Source organism: Paractinoplanes polyasparticus, from assembly GCF_019710575.1.
GTDB lineage: Bacteria > Actinomycetota > Actinomycetes > Mycobacteriales > Micromonosporaceae > Actinoplanes > Actinoplanes polyasparticus.
In genome coordinates this window covers 179,021-200,533 of sequence record NZ_JAHWFK010000025.1, presented here as the reverse complement: position 1 = coordinate 200,533, position 21,513 = coordinate 179,021, and the positions used below count along the sequence as shown (strand labels likewise).

Annotated in this window: 24 protein-coding genes; 12 read left to right on the top strand and 12 right to left on the bottom strand. The window is 71.8% G+C overall.

Annotated features, from left to right (window positions below; translation table 11 throughout):
* Positions 1-26: 26 nt before the first annotated feature.
* The 3 genes from KXC43_RS24900 (at position 27) to KXC43_RS52405 (ending at position 3,094) form a co-directional block, all read left to right on the top strand.
* Positions 27-2,003: an intein-containing Rv2578c family radical SAM protein gene (locus KXC43_RS24900; protein ID WP_221378545.1), complete on the top strand. Its 1,977-nt coding sequence runs from the start codon at positions 27-29 to the stop codon at positions 2,001-2,003.
* 14 nt (positions 2,004-2,017) lie between these two features.
* Complete coding sequence (locus KXC43_RS24895; protein WP_221378544.1) at positions 2,018-2,425, top strand: CoA-binding protein; 408 nt, start codon at positions 2,018-2,020, stop codon at positions 2,423-2,425.
* A 120-nt stretch (positions 2,426-2,545) separates the two neighbouring features.
* Positions 2,546-3,094, top strand: a complete 549-nt coding sequence (locus KXC43_RS52405; protein WP_221378543.1) for a DUF4190 domain-containing protein — start codon at positions 2,546-2,548, stop codon at positions 3,092-3,094.
* A gap of 120 nt (positions 3,095-3,214) precedes the next feature.
* Here KXC43_RS52405 and KXC43_RS24885 read toward each other — a convergent pair whose 3' ends face one another.
* From KXC43_RS24885 to KXC43_RS24875, 3 genes are all read right to left on the bottom strand, one after another.
* Positions 3,215-4,006 carry an SDR family NAD(P)-dependent oxidoreductase gene (locus KXC43_RS24885; RefSeq protein WP_221378542.1) on the bottom strand — a complete coding sequence of 264 codons (792 nt, stop codon included), beginning with the start codon at positions 4,004-4,006 and terminating at the stop codon, positions 3,215-3,217.
* Positions 4,007-4,236: 230 nt separating this feature from the next.
* Entirely contained in the window at positions 4,237-4,878 is a 642-nt protein-coding gene (locus tag KXC43_RS24880) for a hypothetical protein (protein WP_221378541.1), read from the bottom strand.
* Positions 4,879-4,975: 97 nt separating this feature from the next.
* Positions 4,976-5,890: a DMT family transporter gene (locus tag KXC43_RS24875; protein WP_221378540.1), complete on the bottom strand. Its 915-nt coding sequence runs from the start codon at positions 5,888-5,890 to the stop codon at positions 4,976-4,978.
* 136 nt (positions 5,891-6,026) lie between these two features.
* On the opposite strand from KXC43_RS24875, the gene KXC43_RS24870 reads away from it, so the two are divergent.
* Together KXC43_RS24870 and KXC43_RS24865 are read left to right on the top strand one after the other, a co-directional pair.
* Positions 6,027-6,746 carry an HAD family hydrolase gene (locus tag KXC43_RS24870; protein ID WP_221378539.1) on the top strand — a complete coding sequence of 240 codons (720 nt, stop codon included), beginning with the start codon at positions 6,027-6,029 and terminating at the stop codon, positions 6,744-6,746.
* 171 nt (positions 6,747-6,917) lie between these two features.
* Positions 6,918-7,415: a hypothetical protein gene (locus tag KXC43_RS24865; protein ID WP_221378538.1), complete on the top strand. Its 498-nt coding sequence runs from the start codon at positions 6,918-6,920 to the stop codon at positions 7,413-7,415.
* Between the two features lie 136 nt (positions 7,416-7,551).
* On the opposite strand, the gene KXC43_RS24860 is transcribed toward KXC43_RS24865, so the two are convergent.
* Entirely contained in the window at positions 7,552-8,424 is an 873-nt protein-coding gene (locus tag KXC43_RS24860; RefSeq protein WP_221378537.1) for a PhzF family phenazine biosynthesis protein, read from the bottom strand.
* A gap of 27 nt (positions 8,425-8,451) precedes the next feature.
* Here KXC43_RS24860 and KXC43_RS24855 point away from each other — a divergent pair, with 27 nt between their 5' ends.
* The 3 genes from KXC43_RS24855 to KXC43_RS24845 are packed head-to-tail and all read left to right on the top strand — an operon-like array spanning position 8,452 to position 11,450.
* On the top strand, positions 8,452-9,729 hold the full coding sequence (locus KXC43_RS24855; protein WP_221378536.1) for a magnesium transporter MgtE N-terminal domain-containing protein: 1,278 nt from the start codon (positions 8,452-8,454) through the stop codon (positions 9,727-9,729).
* Positions 9,726-10,277 carry a DUF1003 domain-containing protein gene (locus tag KXC43_RS24850; protein ID WP_221378535.1) on the top strand — a complete coding sequence of 184 codons (552 nt, stop codon included), beginning with the start codon at positions 9,726-9,728 and terminating at the stop codon, positions 10,275-10,277. The genes KXC43_RS24855 and KXC43_RS24850 overlap by 4 nt, the downstream gene beginning before the upstream one ends.
* A gap of 24 nt (positions 10,278-10,301) precedes the next feature.
* Positions 10,302-11,450 carry an Mrp/NBP35 family ATP-binding protein gene (locus KXC43_RS24845; RefSeq protein ID WP_221378534.1) on the top strand — a complete coding sequence of 383 codons (1,149 nt, stop codon included), beginning with the start codon at positions 10,302-10,304 and terminating at the stop codon, positions 11,448-11,450.
* Positions 11,451-11,475: 25 nt separating this feature from the next.
* Here KXC43_RS24845 and KXC43_RS24840 read toward each other — a convergent pair whose 3' ends face one another.
* On the bottom strand, positions 11,476-11,889 hold the full coding sequence (locus tag KXC43_RS24840) for a twin-arginine translocase TatA/TatE family subunit (RefSeq protein WP_221378533.1): 414 nt from the start codon (positions 11,887-11,889) through the stop codon (positions 11,476-11,478).
* Positions 11,890-11,955: 66 nt separating this feature from the next.
* On the bottom strand, positions 11,956-13,209 hold the full coding sequence (locus KXC43_RS24835) for a S1C family serine protease (protein WP_221378532.1): 1,254 nt from the start codon (positions 13,207-13,209) through the stop codon (positions 11,956-11,958).
* A gap of 229 nt (positions 13,210-13,438) precedes the next feature.
* On the opposite strand from KXC43_RS24835, the gene KXC43_RS24830 reads away from it, so the two are divergent.
* Positions 13,439-14,047, top strand: a complete 609-nt coding sequence (locus KXC43_RS24830; RefSeq protein ID WP_221378531.1) for an O-methyltransferase — start codon at positions 13,439-13,441, stop codon at positions 14,045-14,047.
* On the opposite strand, the gene KXC43_RS24825 is transcribed toward KXC43_RS24830, so the two are convergent.
* Positions 14,024-15,439: a leucyl aminopeptidase family protein gene (locus tag KXC43_RS24825; protein ID WP_221378530.1), complete on the bottom strand. Its 1,416-nt coding sequence runs from the start codon at positions 15,437-15,439 to the stop codon at positions 14,024-14,026. The two genes, KXC43_RS24830 and KXC43_RS24825, sit on opposite strands and share 24 nt — an antisense overlap.
* Before the next feature lie 77 nt (positions 15,440-15,516).
* Positions 15,517-15,684, bottom strand: a complete 168-nt coding sequence (locus tag KXC43_RS24820; protein ID WP_014694782.1) for a DUF3117 domain-containing protein — start codon at positions 15,682-15,684, stop codon at positions 15,517-15,519.
* A 256-nt stretch (positions 15,685-15,940) separates the two neighbouring features.
* On the opposite strand from KXC43_RS24820, the gene KXC43_RS24815 reads away from it, so the two are divergent.
* The 3 genes from KXC43_RS24815 (at position 15,941) to KXC43_RS24805 (ending at position 18,543) form a co-directional block, all read left to right on the top strand.
* Positions 15,941-16,798 (top strand): PaaX family transcriptional regulator, encoded by an 858-nt coding sequence (locus tag KXC43_RS24815; protein ID WP_221378529.1) that lies wholly within the window; start codon positions 15,941-15,943, stop codon positions 16,796-16,798.
* Positions 16,746-17,579, top strand: a complete 834-nt coding sequence (locus KXC43_RS24810; RefSeq protein ID WP_221378528.1) for an enoyl-CoA hydratase-related protein — start codon at positions 16,746-16,748, stop codon at positions 17,577-17,579. The genes KXC43_RS24815 and KXC43_RS24810 overlap by 53 nt, the downstream gene beginning before the upstream one ends.
* 154 nt (positions 17,580-17,733) lie before the next feature.
* On the top strand, positions 17,734-18,543 hold the full coding sequence (locus KXC43_RS24805; protein ID WP_221378527.1) for a S1 family peptidase: 810 nt from the start codon (positions 17,734-17,736) through the stop codon (positions 18,541-18,543).
* Between the two features lie 388 nt (positions 18,544-18,931).
* Here KXC43_RS24805 and KXC43_RS24800 read toward each other — a convergent pair whose 3' ends face one another.
* From KXC43_RS24800 to KXC43_RS24785, 4 genes are all read right to left on the bottom strand, one after another.
* Complete coding sequence (locus tag KXC43_RS24800; protein ID WP_221378526.1) at positions 18,932-19,471, bottom strand: hypothetical protein; 540 nt, start codon at positions 19,469-19,471, stop codon at positions 18,932-18,934.
* A gap of 287 nt (positions 19,472-19,758) precedes the next feature.
* Entirely contained in the window at positions 19,759-20,337 is a 579-nt protein-coding gene (locus tag KXC43_RS24795; RefSeq protein WP_308129240.1) for a DNA-3-methyladenine glycosylase I, read from the bottom strand.
* A 105-nt stretch (positions 20,338-20,442) separates the two neighbouring features.
* Positions 20,443-20,940, bottom strand: a complete 498-nt coding sequence (locus tag KXC43_RS24790) for an SRPBCC family protein (protein WP_221378524.1) — start codon at positions 20,938-20,940, stop codon at positions 20,443-20,445.
* Complete coding sequence (locus tag KXC43_RS24785; RefSeq protein WP_221378523.1) at positions 20,937-21,458, bottom strand: DivIVA domain-containing protein; 522 nt, start codon at positions 21,456-21,458, stop codon at positions 20,937-20,939. The genes KXC43_RS24790 and KXC43_RS24785 overlap by 4 nt, the downstream gene beginning before the upstream one ends.
* Between the last annotated feature and the right edge of the window lie 55 nt (positions 21,459-21,513).

Sequence of the window (21,513 nt, the reverse complement as noted above, 5' to 3'; positions counted from 1 at the left end):
CTCGAACATGTGTTCGAATTCCTGCCATGCGATGGTCCAACCTGTCGGCCCCGACCGACGGCGACTCGCTCCTCGACAGGGCAGCGCCGGCGGCACCACCCCTGCCGTTGGCGCTGCCCGGCGCCGCTGTCCGCACGTTCGACACCCCCGGCTTCGCCGGCATGACGTTCTACGAGATCCAGGCCAAGAGCCTGATCAACCGTGTGCCCGGCGCGTCCCGCGTGCCCTTCGAGTGGACGATCAATCCCTATCGGGGCTGCTCGCACGCCTGCGCCTACTGCCTGTCCGGTGACACGCCGATCCTGCTCCCCGACGGCGCCACCCGGCGGCTGGCCGATCTGCGCCCGGGTGACGCGGTCATGGGCACGATGGGCGCCGGCTCCACCCGCCGCTACGTCCCCACCACGGTGCTCGACCACTGGTCGACCACGAAGGCTGCCTTCCGCGTCACCCTGGCCGACGGCACGCGCCTGGTGTCCAGCGGCGACCACCGGTTCCTCACCGACCGCGGCTGGCGGCACGTCAGCCCGGCCGAGGCCCACCAGCCCGCGCTGGCCGTGGGCGACCTGATGTTCGGGGTCGGCCACTTCGCCGAGCCGCCGAAAGAGTCGCCCGACTATCAGGCCGGATTCCTCTGCGGGCTGGTCCGGGGCGACGCCGGCCTCATGCGGGGCGAGACGGGCCGCGATGACACCGGGCCGGCCCGCACGGGCGACGCCTGGGCGCGCGCTGACGGCTATCTGGAAGACGTTCCCCTCCACGAGGCCCTGCGCTGGCCCGAGCTGCCCACTTCAGACTGGTACAGGGGCTTCCTGGCCGGCGCGTTCGGCTCGGTCGGCCGGGCCGACCGGCTGGCGGTCAGCTTCACCGGCCCCGACCGGCTCTTCCTGGCCCGGGTGACCGAGGCGCTCACCCACCTCGGCCTGCCCAGCCGCACCCCGGTGCGGGTGCGCGGCGGCGGCGGGGGCACGGGCACGGGCACGGTCGAGATCGATCGCGACCTGTGGGCGGCTCTGCGTTTCCGGCACCTCACCGGCGTCGTGGGGGCTCCGCTCGACGCTTCCGGGGTCGGCGTGCGCGCCGGGCGGCAGCTGGCCGTGGTCGACATCGAAGATCTCGGGCTCACCCTGCCGCTGTTCGACATCTCCACCGGCACGGGCGACTTCATCGCCGACGGCGTGGTCAGCCACAACTGCTTCGCCCGCCACACGCACAGCTACCTCGACCTCGACACCGGCCACGACTTCGACAGCAAGATCGTCGTCAAGGTCAACGCGGGCGAGCTGATCCGCCGCGAGCTGGCGGCCCCGCGGTGGTCCGGCGCGCCGATCGCCATGGGCACCAATGTCGACGTCTACCAGCGCGCCGAGGGCCGCTACCGGCTGATGCCCGAGATCCTGGCCGCCCTGCGCGACCACGCCAACCCGTTCTCGATCCTCACCAAGGGCACGCTGATTCTGCGCGACCTCGAGCTGCTCACCCAGGCGGCCGAGGTCACCCGGGTCGGGCTCTCGTTCTCGGTCGGCTTCGTCGATGAGCAGGTCTGGCGGGCCGTCGAATCGGGCACCCCCAGCCCGCGCCGCCGGCTCGACGCGGTGCGCCGGCTCACCGACGCCGGTTTCGAGGTCAGCGTGCTGATGGCGCCGATCCTGCCCGGCCTCACCGACTCCGACGAGTCGATCGATCAGACGGTCGCGGCCATCGCGGCAGCCGGCGCCACCAGCGTGACCCCGCTTCCGCTGCACCTGCGCCCCGGCGCTCGGGAATGGTATGCAGCCTGGCTGACAAGCACCCGCCCCGAGCTGGCGCCGCGCTACCGCGAGCTGTACGGCAACGGGTCCTACGCGCCGCAGGCCTACCAGCGTGAGGTCACCGCCCGGGTGCGCATGGCGGCCCGGCGACACGGCCTGCACCGCGCCGGGCCCGGTGAGGCCCGGGCGATCGATCCCGGGCCCGAGACCAGTCCGGAGGTGCCGGACGACCGGCAACTGACCTTGCTGTGACTACAGTCGATCGCATGAGGGATGCACAGCAGATCCTGGCCGAGGCGAACGTCATCGCCGTGGTCGGCGCGTCACGCGACCCGTTCAAGCCGGCCCACACGGTTCCGCTCCAGATGCTGCGGCACGGCTGGCGGATCATTCCGGTCAACCCGTTCGTCGACGAGGTCTTCGGGGTCAGGACAGTCCCGACGCTGGCCGACCTCGATGAGCCGGTCGACCTGGTCAACGTGTTCCGGCCCGCGCACGACGCGATCGAAGTGGTGCGGCAGGCCGTCGCGATCAAGGCGCCGGCGGTGTGGCTGCAGAGCGGCATCGTCTCGGCCGAGGCACGGCAGATCGCCGAGGAGGCCGGCCTCGACTACGTCGAAGACCGTTGCCTGGCCGTCGAGCGGGCCGTCGGCAGCCTGACGAAGCTGGCCTGAGAGCGGCGCCAGATCGGGCGGCGTCTGTCTCATTGCCGTCGCAACCTGCGGACACGTCCACCTATCGTGTTCTCTTCGGCGCCTCGGCTAGTACGGTGCCCGGGGAACGAGGAGGACTTGATGACTTACCCACCCGGCGGCACGCCGGATCCATATCAGCCGCAGCAGCCGTACGGGCAACAGCAGCCGCCGCCGTACGACCCGACCACGCCGTACTCGTCCGAGCCGTCCAGCGGGCAGCCGTACGGTTCGCAGCCGTCCAGCGGGCAGCCTTACGGCCAGCCCTACGGTGCGCCGTCCAGCGGGCAGCCGTACGGCTCGCAACCGTCCAGCGGGCAGCCCTACGGCCAGCCGCCGCCGTCTTTCGGGCAGGACGCGTACAAGCAGCCGTACGGGCAGCCGGGTTACGGCCAGCCCTACGCGCCGGTCGCGACGACCAACACGATGGCGATCCTGGCCCTGGTGTTCGCGTTCGTCTTTCCGCCCGCCGGGATCGTCATGGGCCACGTCGCCAAGAAGCAGATCCGGCAGACCCACGAGCAGGGCGACGGCCTGGCCACCGCCGGCCTGTGGCTCAGCTACATCTTCACCAGCATCTACGTGCTGATCTGCGCCTTGTACGTGGTCATCGGCGTCATCGCCGTAGGCGCGTCCAACACCAGCCCGTAACCAGCACGCCGCGCCGGTCGGCCGGTCACCTGGCCGACCGCGCGACAAGCCACGCGCCGAGGGCCCGAGCGGCTCGACCGGTTGGCCGGCCCGCTCACCCTCGGGGTGGGCGGCGCCGGGTCAGCGGAACTCGGCCTCGCGGACGCTGTTGCCGCCGTCGACCACCAGCATCTGACCGGTGATGTAGGAGGCGGCGGGCGAGCAGAGGAAGGCGATCGCGGCGGCCACCTCGTCGGGGGTGCCGGGGCGGCCGATCGGGGTGCCCAGCCCCTGCTTGATCTCGGTCACCGTGGACGCGGCCGTGTAGATCGTGCCGGGCGCCACGCAGTTGACGTTCACGCCGTCGGCCACCAGCTCCATCGCCAGCGCGCGGGTCAGGCCGACGACGCCGGCCTTCGCCGCCGCGTACGCGGCCTCGGTCGGAAGGGCGTTGACCGGGCCGGCCGTGGCCGACAGGTTGACGATGCGACCCCATCCCTGCTCGGCCATGCCGCCCTGGAAGGCGCGGCTGCACAGGAACGCCGTACTCAGGTTCCGGTCGATCTCGGACTTCCACTCGTCGTACGTGAGCTGGGCGACCGGCCGCAGAATCTCGGGGTTGGCCCGGCTCGTCAGGCCGGCGTTGTTGACCAGCACCTCGACGTCACCCAGCTGGTCGGAGATGGCGTCGGCGAGCGCGCCCACCTCGGCCTCGTCGGTGAGGTCGGCGACGAAGCCGGTGACGCTCAGCTCGGCCGCCCGTTCGTGAATGCGCCGGGTGGTCGACACGATCGCCACCCGCGCACCGAGGTCGCGCAAACGGCGCGCCGTCGCATAACCGATCCCGTCCGGACTGCCGGCCCCCGTGACCAGGGCAACCTTGCCGTCCAGCCGCAACGTGACCGGCGCTTCCTGCGCCTCCGCAGCCTCCACCTGGACCCTCCACCTCTCCGACGACCTCCGGCCCGGATGCCGACGTTCGCTGCGGTGGTCCTCCCCCGGTACGCGAGACCGGGCGGACATCGCAGCCGGCGTGGCGCAGGCCCCGGGCCATCCTCTCAGTCCGTTTCCACCCGGGCAGCGCCAGGGACGCCATTCCCGCCTTCACTCACGGTTCCGCCCGAAGAGCCGACCCCGCCGGTGGCGCCGAGGAACGGGGCGGATCAGTCGTTGCGCGGGGTGGCGGTCGGGTTGGTCAGGGGGCGGACCGGAGCCTCCTGGAGGAAGAGCAACGGGGCGTCGGGGCCGTAGCGGGCCGGGAGCTCCGTGCGCGCCTTGGCCAGGTCCTGCGTGCCGATCTCGACGCCGGCGCCGTCGTGGCGGGCGCCGACCGAGACGATGCGGATGCCGTTGTGGGTCCAGTAGGCGAGGTCGGCCAGCACCCGGTCGTGCCAGACGGCGAGGTCGACAGCCGAGTGCGGGGCGTCGCGCACGATGATGCACGTGTCCTGTGCCGCCCGGCGGATGAACTCGTCGAAGGCCGCCGACGGGACGCGGTGGACGATCGCGCGGGTGTTCTCCTGATCGACCTCGAGGCCGGCGAAGCTGGCGCTGAACTCGGCGCGACCGGCAGTGTCGATGCGGTCCATGGCTGCTTGAAGCTTGGCCGGTGTCACCGGCATGGCCACGCCGGCGACGGCCATCTGCTCGGGCAGGCGCAGGAACTCGCAGCCGGCGGTGCTCCAGCCACCGGTCAGTCCGGGGCCGTCGGCGGGCTGCTCGCCGGCCGAGTCGGCGCAGCCGCCGATCACGAGGACCGCCGCCAGCACGGCGAGACAACCGATCCGGAATCGAGACCTGTACATCGCATTCCCCCTCTCTACCCGGCACCGGCTTCTGCCGCCAGGCGCGCGCCCGCTGGCTCAACGACCGAAAGCCCCGAACCGCGCAAATGGGAAGGGATCAGTCGGTCAGGGCGGGATCGACCGCGGGACGCGCGGCCCGGGCGGCACCAAGGATGAAGACCACAACGCCGGCCAGCAGCAGAGCCAGGCCGGGCAGGGCGGCCAGCCGGGGCTCCTGACCCAGCCACAGCCAGGCCAGCAGGGCCGCGCCGGGCACCTCGAGCAGGATCAGGACGCTGATCGTGGTGGCCGAAGTCTGCTGGAGGGCGTAGCTGAACATCGAGTGGCCCAGCAACTGGGCGCCCACGACCAGAGCCAGGATGGCGGCCCACGTGTGGTTGTCGTAGCCGGTCAGGTCGAGGCCGGCCGCCAGGCACACCACCAGCAGGATCACCGCGCAGGTGGTGTAGCAGATCCAGGTGTAGGTGGTCGTGCGCAGCTCCACCCGCGCCCGCTCGCCGAGCGCGGTGTAGACCGCGGCGAACACCCCGCCGAGCAGCGCCAGAACGTCGGCGAACACGGCCTGCCGGGAGACGCCGATGTCCGCGCCGGTAGCCCAGGCGGCGCCGGCCACGGCCAGGGCGATGCCGATCCACCCGGCGGTCGACGGGCGCCGGCCCTGGGCGGCCGCGATCAGGCCCTGCCACACCGGCTGGGTCGCGACCAGCGCGGCCGCCGTCGCCACGGACCCGAGCTGGACGCTGGGCATCCAGGTGGCGAAGTGGGCGGCCAGGGCCACACCGGCCAGCACGCCGAAGACCTTCGCCCGGCGGGAGGCGCCGGCCATCTCGGCGCGCCGGGGCCCGTACGTGATGGGGGTGAGGGCCAAGGCGGCCAGCGCGTTCCGCCAGAACGCGATGGCCAGGGCCGGAGCGGCCGCGAAGACGATCAGCGGAGCCGATGAGGAGACGGCGAGCACGGCGACCAGCAGAGCCAGAACGGTCGGCAAACGAGCCGATGAGCGCTCATTCATCCCTGGCAGTCGCTTCTTGCGGACTGATACGCCACAGTTTGCGAACCCCTATTGAACGGAAAGTGATGCTGTCGTTACAGTCACCGAGGTTTCCCGCCCCTTTCACCCCCCTCTATGTCCTGGGAGGCGTTTCGCCGTGCCCGCATACCGTGCGGTCGTGTTCGATTTCTTCGGCACATTGACCCGATCTGTCCAGCGTGGCCCCCAGCATGCGGAAATCGCGCGATCTCTCGGCGCCGATCCCGAGGCGGTCAACGGTGTGCTCGACCGCACGTTCCGCGCCCGCGCCCGGGGCCGCTACGGGTCCGCCGAGGCCACCCTACGGTTCGTGATCGAACAGGCCGGTGGTCGCCCCCGCACCGAGCAGTTGCGGGCGGGCGTCCCGGCCCGGGTCGACGCGCTCAAGGCCGACACCCGGCTGCGCGACGACGCGGTGAGCGCACTCGACGCGATCAAGCGCCGGGGCCTGGCCACCGCGCTGATCAGCGACTGCACGCACGAGCTGCCCGCGTTCCTGCCCAGCCTGCCGGTCGCGCCGCTGCTCGACACCACGGTCTTCTCCGTACGCCTCGGCGTCTGCAAGCCCGATCCCCGGATCTACCTCGCCGCGTGCGAGCAGCTCGGTGTGGTCCCGGAAGACTGCCTCTACGTGGGCGACGGCGGCAGCCATGAGCTGACCGGCGCCGCCGCCGTGGGCATGACGCCGGTCCGGCTGGCCGCTCCCGACCTGGCCAACCACCTGGTCTTCGACGCCGACACCAACTTCGCCGGGTGTACGGTCCGCTCACTGACCGAACTGGTCGGGCTGGTCGACCGCTCCCGGATCGCCGGCACCCATCAGCGCGCGGCCGCCTGACCGCCGCCTGACCGCCGCCTCGCCGCCGCCTGATCGCCGCCTCGCCGCCGCCACAGTCGCCTCACCGCGCCGCAGTCGCCTCGCCGCCGCCACAGTCGCCTCACCGCGCCGCAGTCGCCTCGCCGCCGCCACAGTCGCCTCGCGGCCGCCGCATCGTGCGAGGATGGCGCGGTGACTTCCGCGGTGCTCGAAGAGGCGCTCAAGAAGGCCGCGCTGGCCTGGATCGCCGTCGGCGACGGCCCGGCCCTCGCGCTGTGGGTGATGCCGCTCGACGGCACGCTGATCGTGGTCAGCGGCCCGGGCGAGCAGTTCGCGCCCGGCCTGGCCGAGGCGTCCCGGGCCACCGTGCGACTGCGTGGCGACAACGGCGGCCTCATCGTGATCACCGAGGCTGCCGTGGCCCGGCTGGCCCCGGGCAGCGACGAATGGGCCGAGGTCGCCCCGCAGCTCGCGGCCAAGCGCCTGAACGCCTCGGGCACAGCCGACGAGGTCGCGAACCGCTGGGCCGCTTCGGGCTGCGCAGTCGTCCGCCTGACGCCGGTGGAAGCCTCGCCGCCGGTCGCGGCGCCCGACCTGCCCGCCGATTCGGGCGCCGCCGAACCCCGCGACACCCCGGCCCGCGTCGAGACCCGTCGCCCGTTCCGCCTGCACCGGGTGAAGCGCCGCTAACCTGTGGATAACTCCGCCACATCTGTGGACAACCCGATTCACCGGCTTGACACGGCGTAAGGTTCTCGCCGTTCCCCGAGGCGGGTGGGGGTTAGGGATGGCGGGCCCGGCAGTTTGAAAAAAGCCTGTTCAGCGGCTATCCGATGAAGGGCGGCACGATGATCTCGCCCTTCGCGATCGGGCAGACGTGGCCAGCCACGGTGGCTGACGTGGCGAGTCCACCGGCGGCGGTGACGGTGCACTCCAGCCGGGACGGGCGCTTCATCTCGATGCCCTGATGCACGCGGTACGACGAGGTGCCGTCGGGCGGCAGCAGGCCGGATGCGACCAGCCACAAGCCCAGGCCGAGCGCGGCCGAGCCGGTCGCCGGGTCTTCGGGCACAGCGCCACCGGGCACAAAGACACGGGAATGCGCCTCCGACGTCTCTGCCGACCACGAGAAGACGCACAGGTCGGTCACGCCGGCCCGTTCCGCGGCCGGCAGGTCGATCCGCACGTCGGCGAGGGCTTCACGCCGTACGGGAAGAAAGACCCAGTCGAGGCCGCAACCGGCCGTGCGGGGCGCTCCCTCGGCGTACGCGTCGTTGGTCAGACCGGCCAGCTGCAGCAGGGGCGCCGGGTCGAGAGGGTCGCCCAGGCGTGGGGTTCCGCCGGTGAGCGTCGCCGCGCCCGCTTGGGTCACCGTGATCGGCAGCAGGCCCGCGCCGCACTCCTGCACCACCTCTCCCGGGGGAAACAGGCCGCGACGCATGGAGGTCACCGCCGCGCCGACGCTGGGGTGGCCGGCGAACGGAAGCTCGGTTTCGGGTGTGAAGATGCGGGCGCGGTAGGTCGCGGCCGGATCGGTCGGCGGGAGCACGAAAACGGTCTCGGCCAGGTTGAACTCGCGGGCCAGGGTGTGCATCTGGTCGCCGCCCAGGTCGGTGGCGTTGTAGACCACCGCGAGCGGGTTGCCCGCGAACGGTCGATCGGTGAACACGTCGACGATCTCGTACGCCACTCCTGACATGTCCGGACCCTAACCTAGGCTGGGACGGTGACCATGGGGACGAGGGTTTATCTGGCTCGGCTCGCCGGGCTGCCCGTGTTCGACCCCAACGGCGACCGGGTCGGGCGGGTGCGCGACGCCGTGGTGCGCCTGCGCACGACGAACCGGCCGCCACAGGTGGTCGGGCTGGTGGCTGAGATGGCGCTGCGCCGGCGGATCTTCCTGCCCATCGGGCGGGTGACGTCGATGGACGCCGAGGCGGTCGTGCTGGCCAGCGGCGTGCTCAACCTGCGCCGGTTCGAGAAGCGGCCCAACGAGCTGCTGGTGGTGGAGGATCTGCTCGACCGCCGGGTCACGGTGCGGCCCGAGACCGGCGACGGACCGGCCGTCACCAGCACCGTCGTCGACATCGGCATGGATCTCAACCGCAACAACGAGTGGCTGGTGACCCGGGTCGCCGTGCGCGGGCAGACCGGGCGGCTGGCCCGCCGCGGGCACGTCTTCCAGGCCGACTACGACCGGGTGCGCGGGCTGATCGGCCCGACCGACACCCAGGGCACGTCCAATCTGCTGGCGCTGCTCGAGCAGATGAAGCCGGCCGACATGGCAAACGCCCTGCAGGATCTGCCGGACGCCCGCCGCAACGAGGTCGCCGCCGCGCTGAGCGACCGGACGCTGGCCGACGTGCTCGAGGAACTGCCCGAGCACGACCAGGTCGAGATCCTGATCCGGCTCGATCGGGAACGGGCCGCCGACGTGCTCGAGCGGATGGACCCGGACGATGCCGCCGACCTGCTCGGCGAGCTGCCCAAAGCCGAGCAGGCGGTGCTGCTCGACCTGATGGAGCCGGACGAGGCCGATCCGGTCCGCCAGCTGCTCGACTACCGCCCGGGTACGGCGGGAAGTGTGATGACCTCGGAGCCGGTGATCATGACGCCGGACGCCACGGTGGCCGAGGCGCTGGCCCGCATCCGCGAGCCCGAGCTGTCCCCCGTGGTGGCGGCCCAGGTCTTTGTCGCTCGCGCGCCCTCGGCCACCCCGACGGGAAAGTACCTGGGCATGGTGCACTTCCAGCGGCTGCTGCGGGAACCGCCCTCGTCGATCGTGGGCGGCCTGGTCGACTCCGACCTCGAGCCGCTGCGCCCCGAGACCACGCTGGCCGAGATCACCAAGCGCATGGCCACGTACGACCTGGTCGCCATCCCGGTCGTCGACTCCACGAACCGCCTGGTGGGCGCGGTGACCGTGGACGACGTGCTCGACCACTCGCTGCCGCGCGACTGGCGTGACCGCGACCTGAGCGAGAACGACGAGGTCGTCCTGTGACCGAGCCCCGCCGGGAGCCCCTCGGCCGCCTCGACCAGCCCGTCGAGCCGGGCCGGGTGCGGCTGCCCCGCTTCGACCCCGAGTCGTTCGGCCGCTGGTCCGAGAGCATCGCCCGCTACATGGGCACGGCCCAGTTCATCGTCTGGATGACGCTGGTCATCGCCGCCTGGTTCGCCTGGAACACGCTGGCGCCGGCCGCCCTGCGCTTCGACCCGTACACGTTCACGTTCCTGACCTTGATCCTGTCGTTGCAGGCGTCGTACGCGGCGCCGCTGATCCTGCTCGCCCAGAACCGCCAGACCGACCGCGACCGCCTGGCCATGGAGGAGGACCGCCGGCGGGCCGCGATGCAGAAGGCGGACACCGAATACCTCGCCCGTGAGATCGCCTCCCTGCGGATCGCGATGGGCGAGGTCGCGACCCGTGACTTCCTGCGCTCCGAGCTGTCCCGCCTCGCCGATGAGCTGGACGAGGCGGCCCACCGGCGGGAGCGGCGGGCACGCACGGATCGGGACGAGGAACGTAAGGACTGGGAAGAGGACCACTGATCGCCCCGACGTAGCATGGGCCTCATGTCCGCTCCCGCCTCCACCATCGAGGACGCGATCCAGGCCGCGCTGGCCACGGTCGACGACCCCGAGATCCGCCGCCCGATCACCGACCTCGGCATGGTCAAGGGTTTCACCGTCACCGGCAGCACCGTCCGGGTCGAGCTGCTGCTCACCGTGGCCGGTTGCCCGCTGCGCGACAAGCTCAACAACGACATCACCGCCGCCGTCACCCAGATCCCCGGCATCACGTCGGTGAGCGTCGATTTCGGCGTGATGGACGAGGAACAGCGCAAGGCCCTCCAGGTCACGCTGCGCGGCGGCGGCGCGACGGCGGAACCGGTCATTCCCTTCGCTCAGCCCGGGTCCCGCACGAGGGTTTACGCGGTGGCCAGCGGCAAGGGCGGTGTCGGCAAGTCCAGCGTGACCGTCAACCTGGCTGCCGCCCTGGCCAAGCGGGGCCTGTCGGTCGGTGTCATCGACGCCGACATCTACGGCCACTCGGTGCCCCGCATGCTCGGCGTCGAGGGCCGCCCCACCCGCGTCGAAGACATGATCATGCCGCCGCAGTCGCACGGCGTGAAGGTGATCTCGATCGGCATGTTCACCGCCGGCAACGCCGCGGTGGTGTGGCGCGGCCCGATGCTGCACCGCGCTCTCCAGCAGTTCCTGGCCGACGTCTACTGGGGCGACCTCGACGTGTTGCTGCTCGACCTGCCCCCGGGCACCGGCGACGTGGCCATCTCGCTGGCCCAGTTGCTGCCCAACGCCGAGATCCTGGTCGTCACCACGCCGCAGACGGCCGCGGCCGAGGTGGCCGAGCGGGCCGGCGCGATCGCCATGCAGACCCACCAGCGCCTGGTCGGTGTGGTCGAGAACATGTCCTGGCTCGAGCTGCCCGACGGCTCCCGCATGGAGGTCTTCGGTCAGGGCGGCGGGCAGAAGGTCGCCGACTCGCTGACCACCACGGTGGGCGCCTCGGTGCCGCTGCTCGGGCAGATCCCGCTCGACACCCGGGTGCGCGAGGCGGGCGACGCCGGCGACCCGATCGTGCTGGCCGCGCCGGACGCCCCGGCCGCCAAGGCCCTCGACGCGGTGGCCGACAAGCTGGCCGTCCGCCGCGAGTCCCTGGTAGGCAAGCCGCTCGGCCTGACAGTCAACGCCCGGCGCTAGCCCTGGCGATCGCGACGCCAGCAGCTCAAGTGGCGTCTAGATCGAACTTCTGACTCGGCGCCATTGCCGTGGAGTTCGAGGTCGTCGACCGGTTGTTCTTGATGTCGGCGGCCTCGGCAACCTCGCTGAGGTCGGAGCGTACGCCGTTCAGGTCCTGCTTCACGTCGTCGAGCAGGCCCTGGAGCGGCTTGCGGATGGCCGCCTCGTCCTCCTCGCTCAGCAGGTGCTTGCGGATGAACGCCTTGGGGTGCAGATCCTGCAGCTGAAGGTCGGTGCCCAGCTCACGGTTGAGGTCGGTGGTCGCGTTCTGCGCCATCGCCCGCAGGCCGCGCAGCATCCGCAGGCCGTCACTGATGACCTTGGGCAGGCGCTCACCGAAGATCAAGAGCGCCAGCATGAGCAGCGCGCCGATCTCCCACCAGTTCAGGTTCTCGAACATGTGGCCTCCCAGGTTCCCGCGCCCAGCCTACGCACGCGAGATGGCCGTTCCCAGTCCGCGAAGCGATCAGTTGGAGTCGGCGGCCAACGTCACCGAGGCCGTCTGTGTCTTCGTTCCGCGACGGTACTCCACCGAAACAGTGGTGCCCGGCGCGTACTTACGCACCAGGGCGATCAGGTCGGTGCCGTCCTCGAGCAGGTGCCCGTCGAGCTTCGTGACCGTGTCGCCGGCCTTGAGACCGGCCCCGCCGGCCGGCCCGGACGGTTCGACCGAGCGCAGCCGGGCCCCCGTCGTGCTGGTGCCGCCGGTGGCCACCTCGGCGCCGATCACCGTGCGCCGTGCCTTGCCGTGGTCGATGATGTCGCCGGCCACCCGCTTCGCCTGGTTGATCGGGATGGCGAAGGCGAGGCCGATGTTGCCGGCCTCGGTCTCGGTGCCGCCGACCGACCGGATCACCGAGTTGACCCCGACGACCTCGCCGGCCGCGTTGACCAGCGGGCCGCCCGAGTTGCCCTGGTTGACCGCGGCATCGGTCTGGATGGCCGCGTAGTACCGGGTGGTGCCCGCGTCGCCGGCCTCGATCGTGCGGTCGACCGCGCTGACGATGCCGGCGGTCACCGTGTTGACCAGCGCCAGCGGGGAGCCGAAGGCGAGCACCGGGTCGCCGACGGCGATCGAGTCGGAGTTGCCGATGGCGACCGGGGTGAGACCGCTCTTGGCGACCTTGATCACAGCGACGTCGGACTGGGGGTCGCGGCCCACCAGCTCGGCGCGGGCGGTGGAGCCGTCGCTGAACGACACCGACATGGTGTCGTCCGCGCCCTCGACCACGTGGTCGTTGGTGATCACGTAGCCGTTCGCGGAGACCACGAAGCCGGAGCCGATCGCGCCCGTGACGCGGACGGTGACCACGCTGGGGAGCACCTTCCCGGCCACGCCGGCCAGCGATTCCGGGGCGCGGTTGGCCGCGGCCGGCGGCTCCTGCGCGGTCGCCCCCAGCTGGCTGCCGCCGCCGGGCGCGACGCCGCCGCGGACCGCGAAGACGTAGCCGAGTGTTCCGCCCAGACCGCCCGCGAGCAGGGCGGTGATCAGGCAGATGAGCAGGATCGGGGTGTACGAGCGACGGGGCGCGTCGGGGTCGACGACCGGCTCGGGCGGCGGGCCACCGGTCGACTGCGGCTGCTGGACGACCACGGCCGTCGGCGCCCACGGGTCGCGCCACGGGTCAGCGAGCGCGTCGGACCACCAGGGCGAACCTGGCGGGACGGGCTGGCCCGGAGTGGGCGGCGGAGCGGAGCGCGCGTTCCAGCCGTCGGTCACGTCGGTGCCTCCACTCAGTTCCTCCCGATCCCCCTCCAGGATGACACGGATCCCGGACGACGCCCCGCCCCGGCCTGTTTATGCATAGACGGCCCGATGCATCCCGCCCGAGCACCGTTCTAGTCTTCTACCCGATGTACGAGGCTCACTGCCACGTCGTCCGCCAACCGCCCGGAGGTTCGTCATCGTCCCGTCAGCCCGTTCGTTCGGCCCGTCGACGGGCCAGGCCATGCAGTTCGCCGAGGCGTACGCCAGCGAGGACGTCGTCCTGCAGACCGCCCGCAGCCTGGCGATCGAGCTCGGTCTCGACAGCGTCAGCCCGGCCTCGGGATCGGTGCTGCGCCTGCTCGCGGCGGCCGGCAGCGCCAAGGCGGTGGTCGAGATCGGCACCGGCACCGGGGTCAGCGGCGTCTGGCTGCTGCGCGGCATGCGTGCCGACGGCGTGCTGACCACGATCGACGTCGAGAACGAGCACCAGCGGATCGCCCGCCGCATCTTCGTCGAGGCCGGCTTCGCGCCGTCGCGCACCCGGATCATCACCGGACGCGCCCTGGACGTGCTGCCCCGGCTGGCCGACGGCGCCTACGACCTGGTCTTCGTCGACGCCGACGTGACCGAGTTCGGCGCGTGCGCCGACGCCGCCCTGCGTCTGCTCCGGCCGGGCGGGGTGCTGCTGGTCAACGGCGCGATGGCCAACGGGCGGATCAGCGACCCGGCCGCCCGTGACGTCGACACGCTGACCGTGCGCGAGACGCTGCGGGCGGTGCGCGAGTCCGAGGAGTGGATCCCGGCCGTGGTGCCCTCGGGCGCCGGCCTACTGGCTGCGGTCAAGCGCTGAGAGGAATCGCAGCAGCATCCGTACGCCCCACCCGGTGCCGCCGCGGGTGAGCTCGCCCTCGGTGGTGTCGGTCCAGGCCGGGCCGGCGATGTCGAGGTGAGCCCAGCGGTCGGCGTAGGAGCCGGTGAACTCGCGCAGGAAGAGCGCGGCCATGCCCCCGCCGTGCGTCGGTGAGCTGTGCCGGTCGGCCACGTCGCTGCGCAGCAGTTCGTGGTAGTCGGCGTTGAGTGGCATCCGCCACATCCGCTCACCGGCCTCGGCGCCGGCCCGCTGCAGAGCCGTGGCGAGCTCGTCGCTGTCGCTGTAGAGCGCGGCGATGCTCGGGCCGAGGGCCACCGGCGCGGCCCCGGTGAGGGTGGCCAGGTCGATCACGACATCCGGGTCGAGCCCGGCCGCGTAGCCCAGCGCGTCGGCCAGCACGAGCCGGCCCTCGGCGTCCGAGTTGGTCGTCTCGCTGGTGGTGCCGTCGTAATGGGTGATCACGTCGCCCGGGCGGTAGGCGGCGCCGCTGACCGCGTTCTCGGCCAGCGGCAGCAACGCGGTGATGCGGACGGGCAGGCCGAGCTCGGCCGCGCCCAGCGTGGCGGCGGCGACCGCGGCCGCGCCGGCCATGTCGTTCTTCATCCGCTTCATGCCCTCGCGGGTCTTGATCGAGATGCCGCCGCTGTCGAACGTGATGCCCTTGCCGACCAGCACCACGTGGGTCGTCGCGCCCGGGGGCGCCCAGGTCAGCTCGACCAGGCAGGGCTTGAACCGGGAACCGCCGCCGACCGCGCGCAGCCCGCCGAACCGGGCCAGCTCGTCACCGGCCAGGACGCGGACGCTCGCGCCGGGACGCTTGGCGGCGGCTCCGCTGACCTCCTCGGCGATCCAGTCCGGGTTCTTGATCGAGGGTGGGGTGTTGATGAGGTCGCGGGCGAGCCAGGTCGCCCGGGCCGCCACCTGGGCCTGGGTGAGGCTTCCGGCGTACGCCTCGGAACCGCTGGTGACGAGGTCGACCTCAGCCGTCCGGGGTTCCTCGCGGGCGTCCCGGTAGCGGTAGCCACCCAGCCACAGACCTTCAGACAGCCCGCGTACGACCTCCGCCGAGGCCGCCTCGCCCAGGAGCACCTGAGCCTCTTCGTCGCCGGGCAGGGCCCGGGCCACCGCGGCCCCGGCCGCTCGCCAGCCCGCCTCGTCGCCCGCACCGACGTGCGCCAGCAGCACCTTGGCCGGGCGCCGCAACGGGCGGGGAAACTCCTGCACTGTGCCCGCGGACAGGCCCGCCGGGGCCAGCTCGGCGATCTCGGCATCGAGCTCGCCGTCGTCGTGCGACAGTGGACCCGTTGCGCCGATCGGCACGATGCGGGTCCGGTCGTCGTCGAGTCGGTCGGTCAGCCGGATCAGATACACGAGAGCGTGACCTTTCTCGAAGACGTGGAAAGCCCGCCGGTCCGGGCGGTACCGTACCGGCGGGCTCGCGTGAAACGTCAGCCGGCGATCGACTTCAACGCGTCACCCAGCGCGCTGGCCTCGTCCGGAGTCATCTCAACGACGAGACGGCCACCACCTTCCAGCGGGACCCGCATGACGATGCCCCGACCCTCCTTGGTGACCTCCAGCGGACCATCGCCCGTCCGCGGCTTCATCGCCGCCATCTTGTCTCCCCTCAGACCCACATCAGGGTGTCGGTGGGTTACCCCACAGCCACTTCTTACGCCGTGTGCTCAGCCCCACACGGCGTCGTACCTCGTTTCCGACCGGCGGCCGAGGGCCATTGCGCGTGCTGACGCGACCCGGCCCACCGTGCCGATCAAACATTTTCCCTGATGAACACCGGCGAACCCAAACCCAGCCCGGGCGGATGTGACAGCGTCTAGCATATCGCCTTTCGGGCTGTCACAATGTGCGGTCATGCAGGCGCGGTCGGCACTCTTCGACCTGTACGGCGACTATCTACGCCCCAGGGGCGGACGCGCACCGGTCGCGGCCCTGGTCAGACTGCTTGCGCCGCTCGGCATCGCGCCGCCCGCGGTGCGCACCGCGATCTCCCGCATGGTGCGACAGGGCTGGCTGCACCCTATGCGGCTGGTCTCCGGACCGGGCTATGTGCTCACCCCCAAGGCAGCGCGCCGGCTCGACGAGGCGGCGGCCCGGATCTACCGGACCGGCCGCTCCGGCTGGGACGGAAGGTTCGATCTCATCCTGGTGCGGGGCCCGCTCGGCAAGCGGGAGGCGGGGCGGCTGGCCTTTCTCGGCTACGGCGCCCTGGGCGAGCACGCGTGGGTCGCGCCCCGGGCCGCCGAAGAGGCCGACGCCGTGCTCGTCGAGGCCGAAATCGGGTACGAACGGTTCAGCGCCAGCCACGCGGCCGGGTCGCCGGGCGCGGCCGAGGTGGTGGGACGGGCCTGGAACCTGCCCGAACTGGCCCAGTCGTACGAGCACTTCGTGGCCGACCTGCGGCCGGTGGTCACCGCGGTGAACGCCCGCAGCAGTGACGAGGAGGCGTATGCGGCCCGCTTCCAGCTCGTCCACGCGTGGCGCTCGTTCCTGTTCCGCGATCCCCAGCTGCCGGCGTCGCTGCTGCCCCCGCGCTGGCCGGGCGCGAGCGCGGCCGGCTTCTTCGACCGCCACGCAGTGCGTTTGCGCCCCGCCGCGGACCGTTACGTGGAGCGCTGCCTGCAGTCGGCATCTCGCAGTCGTGTGGGATTCTCAGCTCATGACCGCCATCCAACCGCCCCACCCGCCAGCCGCGAACGGGCTGAGAACTGAGTCTCTGCTCGTCGACCGCACCGGCGCGGTCGTCACGCTCACGCTCAACCGCCCCGAGGCCATGAACGCCCTGACTGTCGACCTCAAAGAGGCGCTGCGCGACACGCTGGCCTCGCTCGAGAGCGACAAGTCGTGCCGGGCGATCGTGCTGGCCGGGGCGGGCAAGGCGTTCTGCGTCGGGCAGGACCTGCGCGAGCACGAGGCACAGCTCGAATCGGGCCGCACCGACCTCGACACCGTGCGGGTGCACTACAACCCGATCGCGCAGCGGCTGGCCAGCATGCCCAAGCCGGTGGTGGCGGCGGTGCGCGGCGCGGCGGCCGGAGCAGGGGCGTCGTTCGCGCTGCTGGCCGACTTCCGCATCGGCGGGCCCAAGACGTCCATCCTGATGGCCTTCGCCAACGTGGGACTGGCCGGCGACAGCGGCGTCTCGTGGTCGCTGCCGCGGATCGTCGGGCACGCCCGGGCGCTCGAACTGCTGCTGCTGGCCGAGCCGGTGCGGGCCGAGCGGGCGTACGAGATGGGCCTGCTCTCGCAGTTGACCGACGATGACGAGCAGGTGCTGCCGGTGGCGCAGGCGCTGGCCGAGCGGCTCGCGGCCGGGCCCACGGTGGCCTACGGGGCAATCAAGCGGGAGCTCTCGATCGGGGACGCGGGCACGCTCTCGGACGCGCTCGCGGCCGAGGCGCAGGCCCAGGCCATCTGCGGCGCCACGGCCGATCACAGGGCCGCGGTCTCGGCATTCGTCGCCAAGCAGAAGCCGGTCTTCGAAGGCAGGTAGCTTCCCAGCTCCGTGGCCTCGCCCACGCGGACTTCACTCCCGGGGCGAGGCCCGGCAGTATGACCGCTTTGGGATCGTCCCATCTACAGATCTCGATGCATACGCTCCTCCCCTACGCGTCCTACCGGGCGCGCTCGTTGGTGGGGAGGACCGAATGGTCAAGTGGCGGATCTTCGTGGGCACGGCGCTGACCGCGCTCACTATGGCGGCTTGGGGTGCCACCGCATCGCCCGCCGCGGCGGCACCGGCCGCGCCGGGCGACGGCGTGGCCGGCCCGTCCGTGGTGGGCGGCAGTCGCGCCGCGCAGGGCGAGTTCCCGTTCATGGTGCGGCTGTCGATGGGCTGCGGCGGCGCCCTCTACAGCCCCACCCTCGTGCTGACGGCCGCGCACTGCGTGAGCCGCACCGGCAACAACACGTCGATCACGGCCACCATGGGCAGCGTCGACCTGCAGTCGAGCAGCCGGATCACCCGTAGGTCGAACTACGTCTACCGGGCGCCCGGCTACAACGGCAACGGTGACGACTGGGCGTTCATCCGGCTCTCCAGCCCGGTGACGACGCTCGCCACCCTGCCCATCGCGACCAGCACGGCGTACGACTCCGGCACGTTCACGGTCTCGGGCTGGGGCGCCGCCCGCGAGGGCGGAGCGCAGCAGCGCTACCTGCTGAAGGCCACGGTGCCGTTCGTCAGCGACAGCACCTGCAACTCGTCGTCCATGTACGGCGGCGACGTCATCGCGGCCGAGGAGATCTGCGCCGGCTACACCTCGGGCGGCGTCGACACCTGCCAGGGCGACTCCGGCGGCCCGATGTTCCGCCGCGACGCCGCCAACGCGTGGATCCAGGTCGGCATCGTGAGCTGGGGCGACGGCTGCGCCCGCCCGAACAAGCCGGGCGTCTACACCCAGGTCAGCTACTTCTCCTCCGCCATCCGCAGCGCCGCCACCTCCCTGGGCGGCTGAGAACCCCGGCGGACGGGCAGCCTTGATCGCTACATCAAGCCCCACACCGCCAACAGATCCGGGCGCCGAAACGACCACCGTTCCGGCGCCCGGCCACCCCCGTGACACAGATTTCCGCACCCATCCGTCTTGCCCCGGCCACAACTGCAAGCCGGCGCGGCCGCGAACGTCGAATTGACCGCGACCAGAGTCGAATTTCGCCCGTCGATGACTTGGGCGCCGAAAACGGTTAGCGAAGCGAGGCCGTTTTCGGTGCCCAAGTCATCGGCCCCGTGGGGCGAAATTCCCGGAGTCGCGAAGCGGCGACCAGCAAGCCCAGCCATCGGCCCCCGTGGGGTGAAATTCCCGGAGTCGCGAAGCGGCGACCAGCAAGCTCAGACCAGCAGGCTCAGTCTTCTTCTTCCTCTTCCGGGTCCTGGTTCGCTTCCTCGCCCAGGACGAAGGCCTGCATGGCCAGTTCGTCGCCGGAGGGCCAGACGTAGGTGGGCAGCTCGACCGGGCCCAGCTCGAGCACGTGCGACCAGAACTGGCGCACCGCCTCGGCGGGGGTCTGCGCCTCGATCGGCAGCGCGACGCTGACCAGCCAGGTCTTCTTCTCGCCGACGGCGGTCGTGCCGCCGATCGCGCCCGCGAGCCGCCGGAACACCGCGGGATCGACCGCCGCGATGCGCACCTCGTGCTCGTCGAGGTGCAGTTCAGCGGCGGGCACCGGCTCGTCGAAGGCGCGCCGCAGGTAGGCCAGCACCAGGTCGTCGCCGTCGGCTTCGACCGCCTGGGTCAGGGCCACCACTTCACCGCCGACGACGAGCAGCACCTCGTCGTCGGGCTCGACCGGGCCCGCGCCACCGGACACCGTCACCGTGTCGTTGTGGAAAAGCCGCTCGGTCGCCCACCGATCCGCCGGAATGATCACCGCCCAGTGCGCCATGCGCTCCATCTCATCACGCGGCCCGGAAGAACCGTCACGCGGCCGGGGAAGGCCCAGCACGCGGGCTGGGCCTGTCCATTACGCGGCCGGGAAAGGCCCGTCACGCGGCCAGGAAGGCCCAACACGCGGCCCGGGAAGGCCGAACACGCGGCCCGGGAAGGCCGAACACGCGGGCCGGGAAGGTCCATTACGCGGCCAGGAAAGGCCCACACGGGCTTGGAGGCACATCACCGCGGGGGAAGGCCTACGCGGGGCCGCGAGGGCGTCTCACGCGTGCGGGAAGCGCCTCACGCGGCCGGATCGGCGGCGAGCGGTGGGACCCAGCAGCCCGCCATGTGGTCGTCGACCATGCCGGTGGCCTGCATCAACGCGTACGCCGTGGTGGGGCCGACGAAGCGGAAGCCCCGCTTCTTGAGGTCTTTGGCCATCGCCTTGGACTCGGGCGTGCTGGCCGGCACGTCGGCGCGGGTGGCTGGGCGCGGTGGGCGCGGGGTGGGCGCATACGACCAGAGCAGGGCGGACAGGCCGTCGGGGAGGTCGGCCGCGACGCGGGCGTTGGCCAGTGCGGCGTCGATCTTCATGCGGTTGCGGACGATGCCGGCGTCGGTCATCAGGCGGGCCGCCTCGGGCTCGCCGAAGGCGGCCACCTTTTCGATCGAGAAGCCGGCGAACGCGGCCCGGAAGGCCGGGCGTTTGCGCAGAATCGTGATCCAGGCCAGGCCGGACTGGAACGCCTCGAGGGTCATGCGCTCGAAGAGCTTGTCGTCGCCGTGGACGGGACGACCCCACTCGTCGTCGTGGTAGGCGGCGTAGTCGGGCGTGCTGCCGCCCCAGAAGCAGCGGGCCCGGCCGTCGTCGCCGACCACCAGGCCGGCCTCGAGCAGGTCGGCCGGGGCCACACCGGGCTGCGGAGCCCCGAATGCCGAGGTGTCTGTCATGGCGACCACCGTAGAGCCGGGGTCCGACAGAAATCAGGGCAGGCGGCCCTCCTCGACCAAGCGGCCGAACTTCTTCAGCGCGCCGGTGAAGCCGAGCTTCGATCCCGGCCAGAGCACCGGCCAGGCCAGCTTGCCGACCGGGCCGGCCGGCAGGTGGAACCACTCGTGCAGCACGACCTGGGTGCGATCGCCCGACATGGCCGTGCAGCGCATCGTGCCGGGCCCCCGCAGCACCTTGCCGCAGTGCACGACGCGTACCTCGTACGGTGGATTGACCTTGACCACCCGCAGCTCGTCGCGCAGCGCCGCCGGGCCGAGCGCGGTCACCGCCTCGACCAGGCTGCCCTCACCGCCGTCGCCCTCGACGACCCGGACCCTGGTCAGCGGGATCCAGTCGCCCTGCTTCTCCCAGTTCAGGAACGCGGCGAAGACCTTCGAGGCGGGCGCGTTGACGATCACCGTGGCGGTGACCTCACCGGAGCCGGGCCGGGCTGCGTCGCCGAGCCCGTCGACCGGTTCCGTCGCGCTCACCGCGGCTCCGCCGGCTCGGTCCGCGAGGCTGCCGAGGCAGCCGGTTCGGGCTGCGAGGGCGCAGGGGCTGCCGTGGCGTCGGCCGGGACCACATCGACGGGCACGGGGTTCACCTCGATCTGGAGGTCGGGCTGGGCCGGCACGGGCGCCTCGGCGGGGGCGATCGCCGCCTCGCGCGCCTTGCGGAGCACGTCGGCATCGGCCGTGCGGCCCTCGCGCAGCGCCGCCACTTCCGCCTCGAGCACGCCGATGAGCTCGCCCTTGTAACCGATGTCGTAGGCCGCCCGCTGGAGCGCCTGGTCGACCTGGGACATGCGGTAGCCGCGCCAGGCGGTGTCGAACCGGGTGCGGGCGACGTCCTGTTCACCGAGCGGCCGGTCGCTGGGCAGGGGCACGGCGGCGCCGTCCGGCTCAACCGGCGTCAATGCGTTGTCGCCGCCACCGATCATCACGGTCACGCCGAACACGATCGCGGCCACGACCAATGCCACGACGATGAAGAGGAGAAGCTGGCCCATGCGCTGAATGTTGGCATGTCGGACAGCGCGTGGCGAGTCCGCCACCCCGACACGC